Genomic DNA, 17681 nt, shown 5'->3' with positions numbered 1-17681 from the left:
AGTTGAGTCACCCGGGAACAAGTCTTCCGGGTCGCCCGTTGACCCCCATGAGAGCAAGTTGAGCAGGACCCACTCAAGGGCGATGCACGAGGCGCTCCCCGGCCTGGTACAACTTGAGCCGGACGCACTCACACCCCCACACATCTCGGAGGCAGTCACCATGGCTCGTACGGTCGGTATCGACCTCGGGACCACCAACTCCGTCGTCGCCGTCCTCGAGGGTGGCGAGCCGACGGTGATCGCGAACTCGGAGGGTGCCCGCACCACTCCGTCGATCGTCGCGTTCGCGCGCAACGGCGAGGTCCTCACCGGTCAGTCGGCGAAGAACCAGGCGGTCACCAACTCCGACCGCACGTTCCGCTCGGTCAAGCGTCACATCGGCACCGACTGGAAGACGTCGGAGATCGACGGCAAGACCTTCGCGGCGCAGGAGATCAGCGCCCGCGTCCTGCAGAAGCTGAAGCGGGACGCCGAGGCCTACCTGGGCGACGAGGTCACCGACGCCGTCATCACGGTGCCCGCGTACTTCGAGGACGCGCAGCGCCAGGCGACCAAGGAGGCCGGCCAGATCGCCGGTCTGAACGTGCTCCGGATCGTCAACGAGCCGACCGCGGCCGCGCTGGCCTACGGCCTCGACAAGGGCGACAAGGAGCAGACCATCCTGGTCTTCGACCTGGGTGGCGGCACGTTCGACGTGTCCCTGCTGGAGATCGCCGAGGGCGTGGTCGAGGTCAAGGCCACCAACGGCGACAACCACCTCGGTGGTGACGACTGGGACGAGCGGGTCGTCAGCTGGCTCGTCGACAAGTTCAAGTCCTCCCAGGGCATCGACCTGACCAAGGACAAGATGGCGATGCAGCGGCTCCGCGAGGCCGCCGAGAAGGCGAAGATCGAGCTGTCGAGCTCGTCGTCGACCAGCATCAACCTGCCCTACATCACGGTCGACTCGGACAAGAACCCGCTGTTCCTGGACGAGACGCTGTCCCGCGCGGAGTTCCAGCGGGTCACCCAGGACCTCCTGGACCGCACCCGCAACCCGTTCAACCAGGTCATCAAGGACGCCGGCATCTCGGTGAACCAGATCGACCACGTCGTGCTCGTCGGTGGCTCCACCCGGATGCCCGCCGTCACCGAGCTCGTCAAGGAGCTGACCGGCGGCAAGGAGCCCAACAAGGGCGTCAACCCGGACGAGGTCGTCGCCGCCGGCGCCGCGCTGCAGGCCGGTGTGCTCCGCGGTGAGGTCAAGGACGTCCTGCTGCTCGACGTCACCCCGCTGTCCCTCGGCATCGAGACCAAGGGCGGCGTCATGACCAAGCTGATCGAGAAGAACACCACGATCCCGACCAAGCGCTCGGAGATCTTCTCCACCGCGGACGACAACCAGCCGTCGGTGCAGATCCAGGTCTTCCAGGGCGAGCGCGAGATCGCCGCGTACAACAAGAAGCTCGGCATGTTCGAGCTGACCGGCATCGCGCCGGCCCCGCGCGGCGTCCCGCAGATCGAGGTCTCCTTCGACATCGACGCGAACGGCATCGTCAACGTGTCCGCCAAGGACATGGGCACCGGCAAGAGCCAGGAGATGACGATCACCGGCGGGTCGGCCCTGTCCAAGGACGACATCGACCGCATGGTCAAGGAGGCCGAGGCGCACGCCGAGGAGGACGCCAAGCGTCGCGAGGAGGCGGAGACCCGCAACCAGGCGGAGACCCTCGTCTACCAGACGGAGAAGTTCGTCAAGGAGAACGACGAGAAGCTCCCCTCCGAGGTCAAGGACGCGGTCAACGCCGCCCTGGGTGAGACCCAGGAGGCGCTGAAGGGCACCGACCACGAGGCCGTCAAGTCCTCGATGGAGAGGCTCGCCACCGAGTCCCAGAAGATGGGGTCCGCCCTGTACTCGCAGCCCGGTGCCGAGGGCGCCGCGGGTGCGGCCGGTGACGCCGGTGCGGCCGGTTCCGCCGGTGAGCAGCAGGACGACGTCGTCGACGCCGAGATCGTGGACGACGACAAGGACGCCAAGGGCGACAAGTGACGGCCGGCGGCCATCCACGGGACGACAGGACGGTCGACATGGCTGACGAACAGAAGCAGGAGGAGCCGGTGACGTTCCGGGACCGCCGCAAGGTGGACCCGGAGACCGGCGAGGTCCGTCCCGACGCCGACGCGACCGGGGCCGCCGACACGGCGGCCCCGGCCGGTGACGGCGAGCAGGTCGCGGGCCCGGCCGACGGGGAGGACCCGGAGGTCGAGAAGCTGCGGGCCGAGGTCGCCGAGCGCACCGCGGACCTGCAGCGGGTCAGCGCCGAGTACGCCAACTACCGGCGCCGGGCCGACCGGGACCGTGAGCAGACCAAGGTGGACGCGAAGGTCTCCTTCGCGAACGACCTGCTGGTGGTGCTCGACGACTTCGAGCGCGCCGCCCAGCACGGCGACCTCACGGGACCGTTCAAGGCCGCGGCCGACAAGGTCACCACGGTGCTGACCAAGCTCGGTCTCGAGCCGTTCGGGGCCGAGGGCGAGTCCTTCGACCCGCAGCTCCACGAGGCCGTGCAGCACGAGCCGGCCGAGGGCTCCGGCCCCACGGTCACCGTGCTGTCGACGGTGCTGCGCCGTGGCTACCGCATCTCCGACCGGGTCCTCCGGCCGGCGATGGTGACCGTGCAGGACCGCCCCGAGGCTCCGGCCGGGGGCGGCGCGGACGCCGGCGACGGCGAGCCGCAGAACCCGGCCTGACCAGGACGGGCAGGGACGTGACCGCGCGGTGCGGTGGGAGGCGACCGGCCTCCCGCCGCACCGCGGGTCCGATCGGGAAGGAGGCGGAGTGACCCAGCGCGACTGGATCGAGAAGGACTTCTACCGCGAGCTGGGCGTCTCCTCGACGGCGTCCCAGGACGAGATCAAGAAGGCGTACCGCAAGCTCGCCCGCGAGCTGCACCCGGACGCGAACCCCGGCGACGAGAAGGCCGAGGCCCGCTTCAAGTCGGTCTCCGAGGCCTACGGCGTGCTGGGCGACGAGTCCAAGCGCAAGGAGTACGACGAGACCCGCGCGATGTTCGCGGGCGGCGGTGGCTTCGGCGGGTTCGGCACCGGCGGCGGCTTCCCCGGCGGCGCGCGCCCCGGTGGCGCCGGCCAGGGCGGCTTCGACATCAACGACCTGTTCGGCCAGGCCGGCCGCTCCGGCGGTGCCGGGGCCGGCGACTTCAGCGACATCCTCGGCGACATCTTCGGCCGCACCGCGCGGAACAACGCCGGCGGTGCGGGCGGGTACGGCACGGCCGGTGCCCGCCGCGGCCAGGACGTCGAGAGCAGCCTGACCATCTCCTTCGACGACGCGGTGCGCGGCGCGACGGTGCCGATCAAGCTGTCCTCGCCGGGGCGCTGCGAGCGCTGCGGCGGCACCGGGTCCCGGCCCGGCAGCACCCCGCGCACCTGCCCGACCTGCTCCGGTCAGGGTCTGGTGAACCGCAGCCAGGGCGCGTTCTCGTTCTCCGAGCCGTGCCGCGACTGCCGCGGGACCGGCCGCATCATCGACGACCCGTGCCCCGAGTGCCACGGCGACGGCGTGTCCACCCGGACCCGGTCGCTGACGGTGCGGGTCCCCGCGGGCGTCGACGACGGGCAGAAGGTCCGGCTCGCGGGCCAGGGCGAGCCCGGTCGCGGCGGCGCCCCCGCCGGTGACCTCTACGTCACGGTCTCGGTCACCCCGCACCGGATCTTCGGGCGGTCGTCGAAGAACTCCGACGACCTGACCCTCACCGTGCCGGTGACCTTTCCCGAGCTGGCTCTGGGTGCGACCCTGACGGTGCCGACACTCGACAGCACCGTCTCGCTGCGGATCCCGCCGGGGACCGCCAGCGGCCGGACGTTCCGGGTGTCGGGGCGTGGGGTCGAGCGCAAGAACGGGAAGAAGGGCAATCTGCTGGTCACCGTCGAGGTGGCGGTGCCGCAGAAGCTGGACGAGGCGGCGACGAGCGCGCTGGAGGCCTACGCCGAGGCGACGTTGTCGTTCGACCCGCGGGCCGATCTGCTCGGTAGCACCAGGAGGTGATGGCGGTGGCCGGACGACGCACCCCCCGGGACGGGGAGGAGCCGCTGACCGTCGACGTGGCACACGACAGCCCGGTGTTCGTCATCTCGGTCGCCGCGCAGCTGTCCGGCCTGCACGCCCAGACCCTGCGCAGCTACGACCGGATCGGCCTGGTCAGCCCGGGCCGGTCCGCGGGCGGCGGGCGTCGCTACTCCCAGCGCGACATCGCGCTGCTGCGCGAGGTGCAGCGGCTCTCCCAGGAGGAGGGCGTGAACCTCGCGGGCGTCAAGCGGATCATCGAGCTGGAGCAGATGGTCGACGAGCTCTCGGCACGCCTCGAGGAGGCCACCGCCGAGCTCGACGCGGTCCGTGCCGCCGCCGCGCAGGCCACGGCGGCGGTGCACCGCTCCTACCGGCGCGACCTCGTGCCGGTGGACCGGCGCCAGGCCGTCGTGCGCTGGCGCCCCGCCGACGACGGCTGAGCCCCACGCGGTACCCGCCGCACCCCGCAGGGCGCCGCCGCACCCACCGCGACGGGTGCGCGGACCGCATCCGGGGTGCGACGGCCCCTGATGGTGCGGGCACGGGCGGCTCAGGCGGCCGTCAGGACCCCGCGGCGGGCCAGCAGCCCGAGCACCACGGCGCCCAGCAGCGGGACCGCGGCCAGCACCGCGAACGGAAGCGCCGGCGGGAACGCCGGGTCCAGCAGCGCGCCGACGCCCGTCGAGCCGACGAGCACCATCAGCCCGCCGAACGAGGCCAGCACCCCGAAGTGGGCGCCCAGCCTGCGCTCCCCGGCCAGCCGGGGCACCAGGTCCTGCGCGACCGGCACGGCGAACATCTCGCCGAAGGTCAGCAGCAGCACCATCAGCACCGCGGGTGCGAGCGCCCACCACCCCGGCAGGCCCGGCAGCAGCCGCGCCACCGCGACGACGATGAACGACGCGGCCATCAGGAAGAACCCGAGCACCACCGAGCGGCCGGCCCCGATCCGGCGGCCCCACGTCGTCACCCGCATCTGCAGGGTGATGACCAGCACCGACATCAGCACGAACAGGAAGCCCAGTGCCGCGGTGCGGCCGATGCGCTCCAGCTCGTCGGGCAGCGCCAGGTACAGCTGGTTGTAGGACAGCAGCCAGCCCGAGTAGCCGGCTGCGAACAGCATGAAGCGACGGTTGCCCAGCACCTCGCCCCAGCCCGCGAGCATCGGCCGTCCGGCCTGTTCGGCCTCCCGCCACGGCAGCCACCGCCAGTGCGCCAGCCCCACCAGCACGAAGCCGACGGCGGCGACCAGGCAGGCCAGCTGGAAGTCGACCAGCATGAGCGCGGTGCCGACCAGCGGCCCGGTGACCGTCCCGACCTGACCGGCGACGGCGAACATCGCGAACACCTCGGTCCGGGGCGGGCCCTCCCCGGCGCGTTCCCGCTCCCCGGCCTCCCGCGCCAGCGACGACTCGACGGCCGGCGAGAACAGGGCGGCCGCGAACCCGGTCAGCAGCGCCCCGCCGATGACCGCGGGCAGCGTGCCGGCGGCCCCGAGGAGGATGAATCCGGTCACGCGCAGCGCACACCCGGCGAGCACGACCGGCTTCGCACCGAACCGATCGGTCAGGGTCCCGCCGATCACGAACAGCCCCTGCTGGCTGAACGTCCGCAGCCCCAGCACCAGCCCGACGGCGGCCGCGGCGAGCCCGAGATCCTCGGCCAGGTGCGTGGCCAGGTAGGGCAGCACCATGTAGAAGCCCACGTTGAAGGCCAGCTGGGTGCTGATCAGCAGTTTCATGACCGGCGGGAGCCCGCTGAAGTGCGCCCAGCGACCCACGCGGAGCGGGGCCGCGGGACGCGGGTCCGACTCGGGATCGGCGGGTCGGCGGAGGAGACTGCGGAGCACCACGAAGTGGTACCAGGTCGCCCTCTGCAGTCGCGACTCGATGGCAGTAACGACATATGCGCATGCATGAAGATGCTTGACCGTGTGTACAGGCTTACCGAAGATCTTCCGGGCGCCGGGTGACACACGGTCGAGGGCGCCGGAGAGGACAGGTCGCAATGCCCGCCGCGCGCGCCGTCGTAGCACCCCGTCGTTCTCGATTGCGGGTCGCCGCCGCCCTGGCGGTGAGCGTCGCGGTCCTCACCGCATGCGGTGGCACCGGCGGCGGGAGCGGCCGGGTCGTCCCGGACGGGCAGGCCACCATCGCGATGGCCTTCGGCCCGTCGGCCGGCTACGGGGTGGACACCGACGACGCGTTCGTCGTCTCCCAGCTGGGTGTGACCGAGTCCCTGGTGGCGTCCGGGCCGGACGGGCAGCCGCGACCCGCACTGGCGACGGCGTGGGCCCAGCAGTCCGACCCGCGGACCTGGCGGTTCGAGCTGCGTCCCGGCGTGACCTTCCAGAACGGCGAGCCGCTCACCGGGCAGGCCGCCGCGACCGCCCTGAACTGGGTGGCCGGCGTCGCCGCGCCGCCGCGCGCGGTGCGCGGGATCGGCCTGCAGGCGGCCGCGGACGGCGCGGACGCCGTGCGCGTCACGACGACGAAGCCCGACCCGATCCTGCCGCTGCGGCTGTCCAGCGCGAACACCGCGATCCTGGCGCCGTCGGCGTACCGGGCCACCCCGCCGTCGGTCCAGCAGACCGGCACCGGCCCGATGACGATCACCCAGACGAACGGCACCCAGTCGGTGACCCTCGCCCGCAACGACCGCTACTGGGGCGAGCGCCCGCAGCTGGCCGGTGTCACCGCGAACTTCGTGCCCGACCCGGCCGCCCGCGCCCTGGCCCTGCGGGCCGGTGACGCCGACATCGCCCAGGAGCTCCCCGAGTCCAGCGCGCTGGAGTTCACCGGCGACGAGTACGTGAACCAGACCGTCGCCGCGCCCCGGACGGCCTCGCTGATCCTCAACCAGTCCCGCAAGCCCTTCGACGACATCCGGGTCCGCCAGGCCGTCGCGGCCGCCGTCGACCGCACCGCGCTCGGTGAGCAGGCGCTCGCCGGGTCGGCGATCCCGGCCTCGGAGCTGTTCGGCCCGGCCGTGGCGTGGGGCTCGCAGGACGCCCCGCCGCCCGCCGACCCGGCGCGCGCCCGGCAGCTGCTGACCGAGGCCGGCTACGGCCCGGGCAACCCGCTGCGCATCGAGCTGGGTGCCTACGGCGCCCGCCCCGAGCTCCCGACGCTGGCCACCGCCGTCCAGGAGATGCTCCGCGGGGCCGGCATCGAGGCCACCGTGCGCATCGGCGACTACGACGCCCGCGAGCCGCAGCTGCTCGCCGGTGACTTCGACATGTACCTGCTCTCGCGCAGCTACCTGCTCGACGTGCCGGACGCCGGCGCCACGCTGACCACCGACTACACCTGCCAGGGCTCCTACAACCTCAACCACTACTGCTCGCCGCAGTTCGACGCCCTGCTCGCCCCGCTGGCCACCGAGACCGACCCGGCCGCACGGCAGAAGGTCTTCACCGAGGCCGCGGCGAAGCTGAACGCCGACGTCGTCGGGGTCCCGCTGGTGCACACCAACGCGAACGGCGTCGGGCACCGGGTCACCGGCTACACCGTCGACCCGCTGGCCAAGTCGCTCGTCGTCCCCGGGCTGGCGACGACGGAGTGACCCCACTCGTCGCGCGCAGGCTGCTGGCGCTGCCGCTGGTCGCCGCGGCCGCGGCGGTGCTGGTGTTCCTGCTCCCGCGGTTCTCCGGTCAGGACACCGCGCTCGCGATCCTGCGCAGCCGGACCGGGGAGTCCGACCCGGACCCGGCGGTGCTGGCCGCGCTGCGGGAGCAGTACGGCCTCGACGGCTCCTGGTGGGACCAGTTCACCGGCTGGGCCGGCGCGCTGCTGCGCGGCGACCTCGGGATCTCCTGGACCAGCCGTACCCCCGTCTCGGGCCTGCTCTGGCCCGCGCTCGGGGTGTCGCTGACCCTCACCGTCGCCGCGCTGGTGCTCGCGGCCCTGGTGGGCATCCCGCTCGGGGTGCGCGCCGCGCGCCGTCCCGGCGGCCGGCTCGACCGGGTCCTGACCACCGGCTCGGTGCTGGGCGTCGCGATCCCCGAGTTCGTGCTCGGGACGGCGCTGGTGCTCGCCTTCGCCGTCACCGTGCCGGTGCTGCCCGCGACCGGCTGGGGCGACGTGGACCAGGCGGTGCTGCCGGTGCTCACCCTCGCCGCGTTCCCGGCCGCGCTCGCCGCCCAGCTGGTGCGCGCCGAGACCGTCGACGCGCTGGCCCGCCCACACGTCGCCGTCGCACGGTCCAAGGGCATCAGCGACGGACGGGTGCTGTGGCGCCACGGCGGCCGCCTGGCCCTGACCTCGGTCACCTCCCTGTCCGGGCTGTTCCTCGGTGGGCTGCTCGGCGGCTCGGTCGTGGTCGAGGTGCTGTTCGCGATCCCCGGCCTGGGGCGCCTGCTCTACGACGCCGTGCTCGGCCAGGACCTGCCGGTCGTGCAGGCCGGGCTGCTCGCGATCGTGCTGGTCGCCGCCGTCGCCGGGATCCTCGCCGAGCTGCTCGCGCTCGCGCTGGACCCGGTCGCCCGGAGCGCCGTCCGGTGACCGCGTCGGCCCTGGCCCGCCCGGCGGGCGCACCCGCGCGCACCGCCCGGCGCTCGACGTGGTGGCAGGTGGGGGCGCTGGTCCTGCTCGGGGTGCTCGTCGTGGTCGCCCTGCTGCCGCTCGACCCGGTCGCCAACGACCTGTCCCACCGCTTTGCCGGGCCGTCGGCCGCGCACCCGCTCGGCACCGACCAGCTCGGCCGCGACGTACTCGCCCGGCTCGCCGTCGGCGCCCGGCTCTCGGTCGGGTTCACCCTGGTCGCGCTCGCGCTGTGCGCGGGGATCGGGACGGTGCTGGGCGTGCTCGCCGCCTGGTGCGGACGGGCGGTCGGGCAGCTGTTCCAGCGCACCATCGACGTGCTCGTCGCGATCCCGGCGGTGCTGATCGGGCTCGTGGTGGTCGCCGCGTCCGGTGGGGCGCCGGGGGTGTGGTCGCTGCTGGTGGCGATCGTCGTCGCCGGGTGGACGCCGTTCGCCCGGCTCACCTACCAGCTCGTGGTCCGCGAACGCGCCCGCGAGTACGTCGAGGGCGCCGTCGCCGTCGGCGCCGGGCCGCTGCGGATCGCGTTCCGGCACGTCCTGCCGAACCTCGCCCGGCCGCTGCTGTCGCACCTGTGCCTGCGGTTCGCGAACGTCCTGCTGACCGTGGCCGGGCTGTCGTTCCTCGGGCTCGGTCCGCAGCCGCCCACCCCGGAGTGGGGGGCGATGCTCGCCGACGGTCGGCAGTTCCTGTTCAACGCCCCGCAGCTCGTCCTGCTGCCCGCACTGGCCGTCGTCGGGACGGCGCTGCTCGTCACCTCGCTGGGCCGCGGGCTGGAACGCCGGTGGACGACCGGTCCGACCGGACAGTTCTGACATCGCTTCGTTCCTGCCAGACTGCTGCGAGTACGGATGAACGGCAGGAGGTACGTCGTGGCGATGACCGGAACCGACGGACGGCGCAGGGGCGAGGCGCGACCGGAGCTCAAGAGCCTGGTGGACGAGACCGGGGTCGTGCCCCGCGCGGCGGCGCTCGGCGAGGCCCGGGAGGTGCTGGCCCGCGACGGCGTCGTCCGGATCCCCGGTGCGGGCCCGGACCCGGAGGCGATGGTCGTCGCCGCGGCCACCCTGCTCGGCGGGCGGCTGCGCGAGCTGTTCGGCATCCGGCCACAGGGCGGGACCGACTCGCCGGTCCTCGGCCTGCACAACGACGGCGCGTTCCTCGAGGCCGACGTGCACGGCCGCACCGTGCGGCTGCGCGACCCCGACGAGGACTTCCTGTTCATGCACTGCACCTCCCCGGCGCCGTCCGGGGGCGACTCGGTGCTCGTCGACGGCTACGCGCTCGCCGAGCGGCTCGCCGCGGAGCACCCGTCGCTGCACGGGTTCCTGACCGGCTCCGACGTGGACTTCTTCGGCAGCCGGACGAACCCGCCGCGCGGTGTGCCGTCGACCCCGCTGCTGCGCCGGATGATCGAGCACACCCGTGGCGGCCGGCGCGCCGTCCGGGCCAGCGACTACGCGCTGCCGGTGCCGCGCGAGCCGTACTGGGACACCCACCTCGAGCACATCGAGTCCTACGCCGACGTGCTCGCCACCGCGTTCGAGGCCGCGCCGCGGTTCCGGCTGGAGAGCGGGGACCTGCTGGTCCTCGACAACTACCGCTTCCTGCACGGGCGCGACGCGTTCACCGGCAGCCGGGAGCTGCACGTGCTGTCGGTGCGCACCACCGAGGCCTTCTGACCGGCCCCCACGACGACGACGGCCGCCCTCCCGGTGCGGGAGGGCGGCCGTCGTGGCGTACGGGCCTGCTCAGTCCATCGTGAACGGGTCGTAGGTGATGCGGTCGAGCGGCGTGCCCGCGACCAGCATCCGCGACACCGTGGAGCGGATCATCGACGGCGACCCGCAGACCAGGACGTCGTGGTCGCTCCAGGCGCCGAACCGGGTCACGACGTCGGCCAGGGTGCCGGTCTCGGCGCCGGAGGGCTCGTCCTCGTACTCGACGACCGGGATGACGTCGAGCCACGGGTAGTTGTAGGACAGCTTGCGCAGCGAGGTGAAGTCGTACAGGTCGTCCCACGTGCGGCCGCCGACGAACACCTGGGTGCGCGGCGGCTGGGGGCGCCGGCCGACCTCGTCGAGCAGCGCCTTCATCGGGGCGACGCCGGTGCCGCCGGCCACCATCAGCAGCTCGCGACGGGTGTTCTGCGGGACGGCCATCCGGCCCATCGGCGGGCCGATCCGCCAGGTCTCGCCGACCCGGCTGTGCGCGACGATCGCGCGGCTGACCCAGCCGCCCTCGACGGCGCGGACGTGGAACTGGATCGTCCCGTCGCGACGCGGGGCGTTGGCCGGGGACAGGTAGCGCCACAGCCGCGGGCGGTGCGGCGTCTCCACCGAGACGTACTGGCCGGCCTGATACGGCACCGGCTGGTCGGTCGCGACGGTGACCACGGCCAGGTCCCAGCCGATCCGGCGGTGCTCGACGACCCGGCCCAGCCAGGAGGCGGGCCCGCGCTCGGCCGCGGCGGCCTGCTGCATCGCGTCCGCGACGATCCCGTAGGCGCCGGTCCAGGCCTTCTCGATCTCCGGGGTCCAGTTCTCGCCCGCGAACGTGGCGATCGCGGAGAGCAGCGCCGCGCCGACCGCGTCGTAGTGCTGGGACAGCACGCCGAACTTGCGGTGGTCGCGGCCGAGCTGCTGCAGGAACGGGACGAGGTCGTCGGGCTGGTCGACCATCTGCACCACGTGCACGAGGGCGCGCAGCAGCCGGCTGCGCTGCACCTCCATGTTCACGGGGAACAGGTCACGCGTCTCGGGCGCCTGGCTGAACAGCGTGGCGTAGAAGTGCTTGCCGATCTCCTCGGCCTGCGGTTCGACGAGGGCGAAGCTGGTCCGGATGAGCTCGACGGTGCGGTCCGCCTCCGAGGCGGGGCGTCGCGGCGGGGCGACGTCGCCGGCGATCAGCTGGTCAGCAGTCATGCCTGGCGGACACTCTCCTCGGTCGTGCTCCGTGCCGCGGTGACACCGGGCGTCGACGCCCGCGTTCCGCCGGTTAGGGTACGCGAGAGACTCCATCCGCCGGAACGGCGTACGCCGACCGACCCGCCAGGGTGTGGTGAGCGGGTACGCATTGTCACTCATCATCCGTTCGGGGACGGCGGTCACTCGTCATGGCGTGGGTAGCGCCGTGGTCAGGATAGCGTCCATCGCGCGGAATGCCGACGTGGCGGTGTCCCGGGCCGGTCGGAGCCGTGATCGTTTGGTCCTGGCCGCGCCGGATGGCACGGTTGTCCTGTGCCGTTGCGAATCCCCGCCGTCGTCCTGCCCGGACGGGACCGTCCGGCCACGCCGCCGGTGGTCGTCCCCGCGACCCCGGAGCGCGGCGTGCCCGACGCCCCGGAGGTCCCGGACGGACCGCACCGGCCCGGCTCCGCGGGTGAGCACGCGTTGCAGGCCGAGGTGGGCAGCTCCGCCCGCGCCGGCCGGTTCTACGACGACCAGCTCCGCGACCGGCTGCTGCCGCGGATGATCGAGTTCGTCGGACGGATGGAGATGGCCTTCGTCGCGACGTCCGACGCGCACGGCGAGTGCGACAGCTCGCTGCGGGCCGGCCCGCCCGGGTTCCTGCACGTGCTGGACCCGCACACGCTGGCCTACCCCGAGTACCGGGGCAACGGCGTGTACGCCAGCCTCGGCAACCTGGTGGAGAACCCGCACGTCGGGATGCTGATGGTCGACTTCACCGAGTCGCTGATCGGGCTGCACGTCAACGGCCGCGCCCGGATCATGGACGACGACGCCTTCCGCGCCGTCTACCCCGGGCACGCGCGCGACCACGCCGCCGGCCGCCGCGCCGAGCGCTGGGTGGTGGTGGACGTCGAGGAGGCCTACATCCACTGCCGCAAGCACATCCCGCGGATGGAGCGGGTGACGCAGCGGCGCGCCTGGGGGACCGACGACCCGGCCCGCAAGGGTGGCGACTTCTTCGGCGCCAAGGGGACCGAGCCGCGGGTGCCGCGGCCCTCCCGGCGCCGGTTCCCGAGCACGACGCACCTCGGCGCGGGGGCCTCGCGGACGCTCCGGCGCCGCCCGCACGGCCGCTGACCTGGGGCGACGGTTGCGCACCAGAGGATACTCCGATCGAGTGAACCGGAAGCCGTGACCCCGGTCGATCCCGGTCGTTGACAGCAGCAGATCGTCACCGACCGAGCACGCTCGGTCGAACCCCCGGGCGATCGGACGGCAGGCGACACCCACGGGCTCCGGGTGCCGCTCGCGTCGTCCTGCATCGGAAACACCACAGGAGAAGTCAGACATGCTGTCGAAGAAGAAGCTCGGCCTCGTCGTCGCCGGTACCGCCGCCACGCTGGCCGCGGCCGCGCCGTTCGCCTTCGCGGGCGACTACGGCCACGACAAGGGCGAGCACCACGGCGCCCCGGCGAAGGCCTGCGCCTTCGAGGGCGGCGACGCCGACGCCAAGGGCAAGATCGTCACCGAGGGCTCGGCCAACGCCCTGGCCCAGGCCCCGATCGCCGGCTCGAACATCGGCCAGGCCGGCAACTGCAGCGACTTCCTGAACGACAACGTCCGGGACAACCTGAACGGCAACTTCAGCGACAACGACAACCGCATCACGGTGATCGACAACAGCGAGCGCTGATCGTCGCACCCGTTCCACCCTCGGCCCGTCCGGATCACTCCGGGCGGGCCGCGGTCGTTCCCGGGAAATTCCGGTGTTGAGTGGAATGGACTCAACTTTTCTGCGGTTGACCCTGTCGAGAGGCGCACCGGCCGGGCAGACTGTGGAGCAGCGGCCCGGGGTGCCGCTCCCCATCCACAGACCATCGACCTCAGAAGGACCGGGAGGAACGCGGAGCATGGACTCCTTCAACCCCACCACCCGTACCCAGCAGGCCATCTCCGCAGCCGTCCAGGCCGCGACGCTGGCCGGGAACCCCGACGTCGGGCCCACCCACCTGCTGGGTGCGCTGCTGGCCCAGGGCGACGGCATCGCCGCGCCGCTGCTGGCCGCCGTCGGGGCGGACGCGGCCGCCGTCCGATCCGAGCTGACCGCGCTGGGCAACCGGCTGCCGTCGGCGTCGGGGTCGTCGGTGAGCGCGCCGCAGCTGTCCCGGGACGCGCTGGCCGCCATCACCGCGGCCCAGCAGCTCGCCACCGAGATGGGCGACGAGTACGTCTCCACCGAGCACCTGCTCGTCGGGCTCGCGCGGTCCGGGGGCCCGGTCGCCCAGCTGCTGGCGCGCCACGGCGCCACGCCGGACGCGCTGCGCGAGGCGTTCGGCAAGGTCCGCGGCTCGGCCCGGGTGACCAGCCCGGACCCCGAGGGCAGCTACCAGGCACTGGAGAAGTACGGCCAGGACCTGACCGCCCGGGCGCGCGAGGGCGAGCTCGACCCGGTCATCGGCCGGGACACCGAGATCCGCCGCGTCGTCCAGGTGCTGTCGCGCCGCACCAAGAACAACCCGGTGCTGATCGGCGAGCCGGGCGTCGGCAAGACCGCGATCGTCGAGGGCCTGGCCCAGCGCATCGTGGCCGGTGACGTGCCCGAGTCGCTGCGCGGCAAGCGCGTCGTCTCCCTCGACCTGGGGTCGATGGTGGCCGGTGCGAAGTACCGCGGCGAGTTCGAGGAGCGGCTCAAGGCCGTCCTCAAGGAGATCACCGACTCCGCGGGCGAGGTCGTCACCTTCATCGACGAGCTGCACACGATCGTCGGTGCGGGCGCGTCCGGCGAGGGCGCGATGGACGCCGGCAACATGATCAAGCCGATGCTCGCCCGCGGTGAGCTGCGGATGGTCGGCGCGACCACACTCGACGAGTACCGCCAGCACATCGAGAAGGACCCGGCGCTGGAGCGCCGCTTCCAGCAGGTGCTGGTCGGCGAGCCGTCCGTCGAGGACACCGTCGGCATCCTGCGCGGGCTCAAGGAGCGCTACGAGGTGCACCACGGCGTCCGCATCACCGACGCCGCCCTGGTCGCCGCGGCCGCGCTGTCGGACCGCTACATCACCGCCCGGTTCCTCCCGGACAAGGCCATCGACCTCGTCGACGAGGCCGCCTCCCGGCTCCGGATGGAGATCGACTCGCGCCCGGTGGAGATCGACACCGTGGAGCGGGCCGTCCGCCGCCTGGAGATCGAGGAGATGGCGCTCGACAAGGAGAGCGACGCGGCGTCGAAGGATCGGCTGGTCGCCCTGCGCGCCGAGCTGGCCGAGAAGCGCGAGGAGCTGGCCGCGCTGACCGCGCGCTGGCAGAACGAGAAGAGCGCCATCGACGTCACCCGCGAGCTCAAGGAGCAGCTGGAGCAGCTGCGCGGCGAGTCCGAGCGGGCCGAGCGCGACGGCGACCTGGGCCGGGCCGCGGAGCTGCGCTACGGGCGCATCCCGCAGCTGGAGAAGGAGCTCGCCGCCGCCACCGAGACGGTCGAGCGGGCCGAGGACGTGATGCTCAAGGAGGAGGTCGGCCCGGACGACGTCGCCGACGTCGTCAGCTCCTGGACCGGCGTGCCCGCCGGCCGGATGCTGGAGGGCGAGACCGCCAAGCTCCTGCGCATGGAGGACGAGCTGGGCCACCGGGTGGTCGGCCAGGCCGAGGCCGTGCGCGTGGTGTCCGACGCGGTCCGCCGGGCGCGTGCCGGCGTCGCGGACGAGAACCGGCCGACCGGCTCGTTCCTGTTCCTCGGGCCCACCGGCGTCGGCAAGACCGAGCTGGCCAAGGCGCTCGCGGAGTTCCTGTTCGACGACGAGCGGGCGATGATCCGCATCGACATGAGCGAGTACTCCGAGAAGCACTCGGTGGCCCGCCTCGTCGGTGCCCCTCCCGGCTACGTCGGCTACGACCAGGGGGGTCAGCTCACCGAGGCGGTGCGGCGGCGGCCCTACAGCGTCGTGCTGCTCGACGAGGTCGAGAAGGCCCACCCGGACGTCTTCGACACGCTCCTGCAGGTGCTCGACGACGGCCGTCTCACCGACGGCCAGGGCCGCACGGTGGACTTCCGCAGCACGATCCTCGTGCTGACGTCCAACCTGGGCGGCCAGGCCATCGCCGACCAGTCCCTGGACGAGAAGGGGCGCACGGACGCCGTCATGGCGGTCGTCCGGTCGCACTTCAAGCCGGAGTTCCTCAACCGGCTCGACGACGTCGTGGTCTTCCACGCGCTGTCGACCGAGGAGCTGACCCACATCGTCGACATCCAGGTCGGGGTGCTGGGGCGCAGGCTGGCCAAGCGGCGGCTGTCGCTGGAGGTCTCCGACGCGGCCCGCGAGTGGCTCGCCATGAACGGGTTCGACCCGGTCTACGGCGCGCGCCCGCTGCGCAGGCTGGTGCAGTCCGCGATCGGCGACCAGCTCGCCCGCGAGCTGCTGTCCGGCGGCGTCCGCGAGGGCGACACGGTCCGGGTCGACCTGGACCCGTCGGCCGACGGCGGCACCGGCGGCCTGATCGTGGGCAAGGCGGTGGGGGCCACCGCCGACCCGGCGGTCGCGATCGCGAACTGATCCACCGGTTCGCCCGTGGGCACCGGCGGTGCACGTCATCGTCGGGGCCCATGGAGCACTTCACCGCCGAGCAGCCGGACGCCGGGCGGACCTGGCTGGACGAGTACCGCACCCGCATCGAGTCGATCCGGGTCCGGGCCGAGCAGGCCCGGGACCGGGTCGCGACGGTGACCGCGACCGCACGCACCCGCGACGGTGCGGTCGTGGTCACCGTCGACCCGTCGGGGAGCCTCACCGACCTGCAGTTCGGCGTGCGCGCCGAGGAGATGCCGCGGGCCCGGCTCGCCGAGACGGTGCTGCGGCTGAGCCGGGAGGCCGCGGCGGACGCGGCGGCGCAGGTGGAACGGATCATGGCGCCGCTGACGCGGGAGGGCGGGCGGTGACCTCCCCGGACATCCGGGTCGTCCCCGACACGGTCGCGACCCACGCCGGTGTCCTCGACGACGCGGGTTCCACGGTCGCCGGGATGCGCCCGTCCCTCGCGGAGCTCGACACGGACGCCTACGGCGTCATCGGGGACTTCTTCTCGGCCGACGCCACCGCGGCCATGCGGTCCGGTGTCCGGGCGCTGGAGTCCCTCTCGTCCGCACTGCACGACCTGGCGACCTCCGCCCGGGAGGCCGTCGCGGCCTATCTCGACACCGAGCTCCGGGCGGCCACCATGTTCGGCGAGGTCGACGTCCCGCCCGCCCCGGCCCCGGTCGGTGGGGACCGGTGACGGCTCCGGTGGACGTCGAGGGGCCGGGCCCCCTCGACGGGGCGGGCGTGTTCTCCTCGATCGAGGACCTCGGGACGGCGGCGGGGGAACAGGACGGCGCCGGCATCGGCGTCGCCGCCACCGTGGCCGGGCTCGACACGCTCGGCCTGGTCGCCGACCCGTTGTCGGAGCTCGGGGCGGCCGGGGTCGGATGGGCCATCGAGCACTTCGCCTTCTTGAGCGAGCCCCTCGACTGGCTCTGCGGGGACCCCCGGCAGATCGAGGCCCGGGCGAAGGACTGGCAGCAGATCTCCCGGGAGCTGGCCGCCCTCCTCCCGGAGATCGAGACCGTCCTCGCGGCCCCGGACGCCTGGACCGGGACCGCCGGGGGCGCGTTCCACGGGGCCGCCGCGACGCAGGTCGACGCCGCACGACGCCTGTCCGAGGCCGCCCACGGGGTCGCCGACGTCGTGCTGACCTCGGCGTCCGTCGTCGGCACCGAGCGGGCGATCGTGCGCGACCTGATCGCCGAGTTCGTCGTGTGGCTGGTCCCGAAGCTGCTCGCGTGGGCTGCGGGCGCGGCCGTCACCGCGGGGGTCGCCGCCCCGGTCGGCATCGCCGTCCTCGTCCTCGACGCCGTCGATCTCTCCCGCACGATCGTCCGCCGGGTCGAGGAGGTCGTCTCCCTGCTGGAAAAGGCGAGCGCGGTCGCACACAGGCTGGAGGACACCATGCGGACCGGTCTGCTGCCCGGGATCGCGACGTCGCCGGCGCGGGAGGCCGTCGAACAGACGGTGACCCGGGGGCAGGACGCCGTGCTGGAGTACGGCAAGAACGACGCCGCCCGCCGGGCCACGGCAGCGGAGTGGGACGAGCCGGCCGCCGGCTGAGGCTCCGTGTACGACGAACGTGCACGTC

At 73.2% G+C, this 17681-nt stretch carries 16 protein-coding genes; 14 read left to right on the top strand and 2 right to left on the bottom strand.

Annotated elements, in window-relative coordinates:
* Window positions 1-160 precede the first annotated feature (160 nt).
* The 4 genes from dnaK (at window position 161) to DMP17_RS26140 (ending at window position 4506) form a co-directional block, all read left to right on the top strand.
* Window positions 161-2029 carry a molecular chaperone DnaK gene (gene dnaK / locus DMP17_RS26155; protein ID WP_337830893.1) on the top strand — a complete coding sequence of 623 codons (1869 nt, stop codon included), beginning with the start codon at window positions 161-163 and terminating at the stop codon, window positions 2027-2029.
* A 38-nt stretch (window positions 2030-2067) separates the two neighbouring features.
* Complete coding sequence (grpE, locus tag DMP17_RS26150; RefSeq protein ID WP_226354363.1) at window positions 2068-2730, top strand: nucleotide exchange factor GrpE; 663 nt, start codon at window positions 2068-2070, stop codon at window positions 2728-2730.
* Between the two features lie 88 nt (window positions 2731-2818).
* The gene (locus DMP17_RS26145) at window positions 2819-4045 is read left to right on the top strand and encodes a DnaJ C-terminal domain-containing protein (protein ID WP_337830892.1); all 1227 of its coding nucleotides are present in this window, start codon (window positions 2819-2821) and stop codon (window positions 4043-4045) included.
* A 5-nt stretch (window positions 4046-4050) separates the two neighbouring features.
* On the top strand, window positions 4051-4506 hold the full coding sequence (locus tag DMP17_RS26140; RefSeq protein WP_301549047.1) for a heat shock protein transcriptional repressor HspR: 456 nt from the start codon (window positions 4051-4053) through the stop codon (window positions 4504-4506).
* A gap of 110 nt (window positions 4507-4616) precedes the next feature.
* On the opposite strand, the gene DMP17_RS26135 is transcribed toward DMP17_RS26140, so the two are convergent.
* Window positions 4617-5807 carry an MDR family MFS transporter gene (locus DMP17_RS26135; protein ID WP_337830891.1) on the bottom strand — a complete coding sequence of 397 codons (1191 nt, stop codon included), beginning with the start codon at window positions 5805-5807 and terminating at the stop codon, window positions 4617-4619.
* A 266-nt stretch (window positions 5808-6073) separates the two neighbouring features.
* Between DMP17_RS26135 and DMP17_RS26130 the strand changes: the two genes are divergently transcribed.
* The 4 genes from DMP17_RS26130 (at window position 6074) to DMP17_RS26115 (ending at window position 10289) form a co-directional block, all read left to right on the top strand.
* Complete coding sequence (locus DMP17_RS26130) at window positions 6074-7630, top strand: ABC transporter substrate-binding protein (RefSeq protein ID WP_337830890.1); 1557 nt, start codon at window positions 6074-6076, stop codon at window positions 7628-7630.
* Window positions 7627-8568 carry an ABC transporter permease gene (locus tag DMP17_RS26125; RefSeq protein ID WP_337830889.1) on the top strand — a complete coding sequence of 314 codons (942 nt, stop codon included), beginning with the start codon at window positions 7627-7629 and terminating at the stop codon, window positions 8566-8568. The genes DMP17_RS26130 and DMP17_RS26125 overlap by 4 nt, the downstream gene beginning before the upstream one ends.
* Window positions 8565-9422, top strand: a complete 858-nt coding sequence (locus DMP17_RS26120) for an ABC transporter permease (RefSeq protein WP_226354359.1) — start codon at window positions 8565-8567, stop codon at window positions 9420-9422. The genes DMP17_RS26125 and DMP17_RS26120 overlap by 4 nt, the downstream gene beginning before the upstream one ends.
* 63 nt (window positions 9423-9485) lie before the next feature.
* A complete protein-coding gene (locus DMP17_RS26115) occupies window positions 9486-10289 on the top strand; it encodes a TauD/TfdA family dioxygenase (protein WP_337832736.1) in 804 nt (267 codons plus the stop codon).
* A gap of 69 nt (window positions 10290-10358) precedes the next feature.
* Here the strand turns inward: DMP17_RS26115 and DMP17_RS26110 are convergent, their stop codons facing one another.
* Window positions 10359-11531 (bottom strand): globin domain-containing protein, encoded by a 1173-nt coding sequence (locus DMP17_RS26110; protein ID WP_337830888.1) that lies wholly within the window; start codon window positions 11529-11531, stop codon window positions 10359-10361.
* 315 nt (window positions 11532-11846) lie between these two features.
* On the opposite strand from DMP17_RS26110, the gene DMP17_RS26105 reads away from it, so the two are divergent.
* The 6 genes from DMP17_RS26105 to DMP17_RS26080 all read left to right on the top strand — a co-directional run bounded on the left by DMP17_RS26105 (window position 11847) and on the right by DMP17_RS26080 (window position 17653).
* Window positions 11847-12656, top strand: a complete 810-nt coding sequence (locus tag DMP17_RS26105; RefSeq protein ID WP_337830887.1) for a pyridoxamine 5'-phosphate oxidase family protein — start codon at window positions 11847-11849, stop codon at window positions 12654-12656.
* A gap of 211 nt (window positions 12657-12867) precedes the next feature.
* Entirely contained in the window at window positions 12868-13212 is a 345-nt protein-coding gene (locus tag DMP17_RS26100; protein WP_226367978.1) for a hypothetical protein, read from the top strand.
* Window positions 13213-13429: 217 nt separating this feature from the next.
* The gene (gene clpB, locus DMP17_RS26095) at window positions 13430-16066 is read left to right on the top strand and encodes an ATP-dependent chaperone ClpB (RefSeq protein WP_226367977.1); all 2637 of its coding nucleotides are present in this window, start codon (window positions 13430-13432) and stop codon (window positions 16064-16066) included.
* A gap of 50 nt (window positions 16067-16116) precedes the next feature.
* Entirely contained in the window at window positions 16117-16449 is a 333-nt protein-coding gene (locus DMP17_RS26090; protein WP_337830886.1) for a YbaB/EbfC family nucleoid-associated protein, read from the top strand.
* The gene (locus DMP17_RS26085) at window positions 16446-16784 is read left to right on the top strand and encodes a type VII secretion target (RefSeq protein WP_226367975.1); all 339 of its coding nucleotides are present in this window, start codon (window positions 16446-16448) and stop codon (window positions 16782-16784) included. Before DMP17_RS26090 ends, DMP17_RS26085 begins: the two co-directional genes overlap by 4 nt.
* Entirely contained in the window at window positions 16781-17653 is an 873-nt protein-coding gene (locus DMP17_RS26080; RefSeq protein WP_226367974.1) for a WXG100-like domain-containing protein, read from the top strand. The genes DMP17_RS26085 and DMP17_RS26080 overlap by 4 nt, the downstream gene beginning before the upstream one ends.
* Window positions 17654-17681: the final 28 nt, after the last annotated feature.

This window comes from Pseudonocardia sp. TMWB2A (assembly GCF_017312135.1).
The sequence above is the reverse complement of the archived record's forward strand: the minus strand, read 5'-3'. Positions and strand labels throughout refer to the sequence as shown.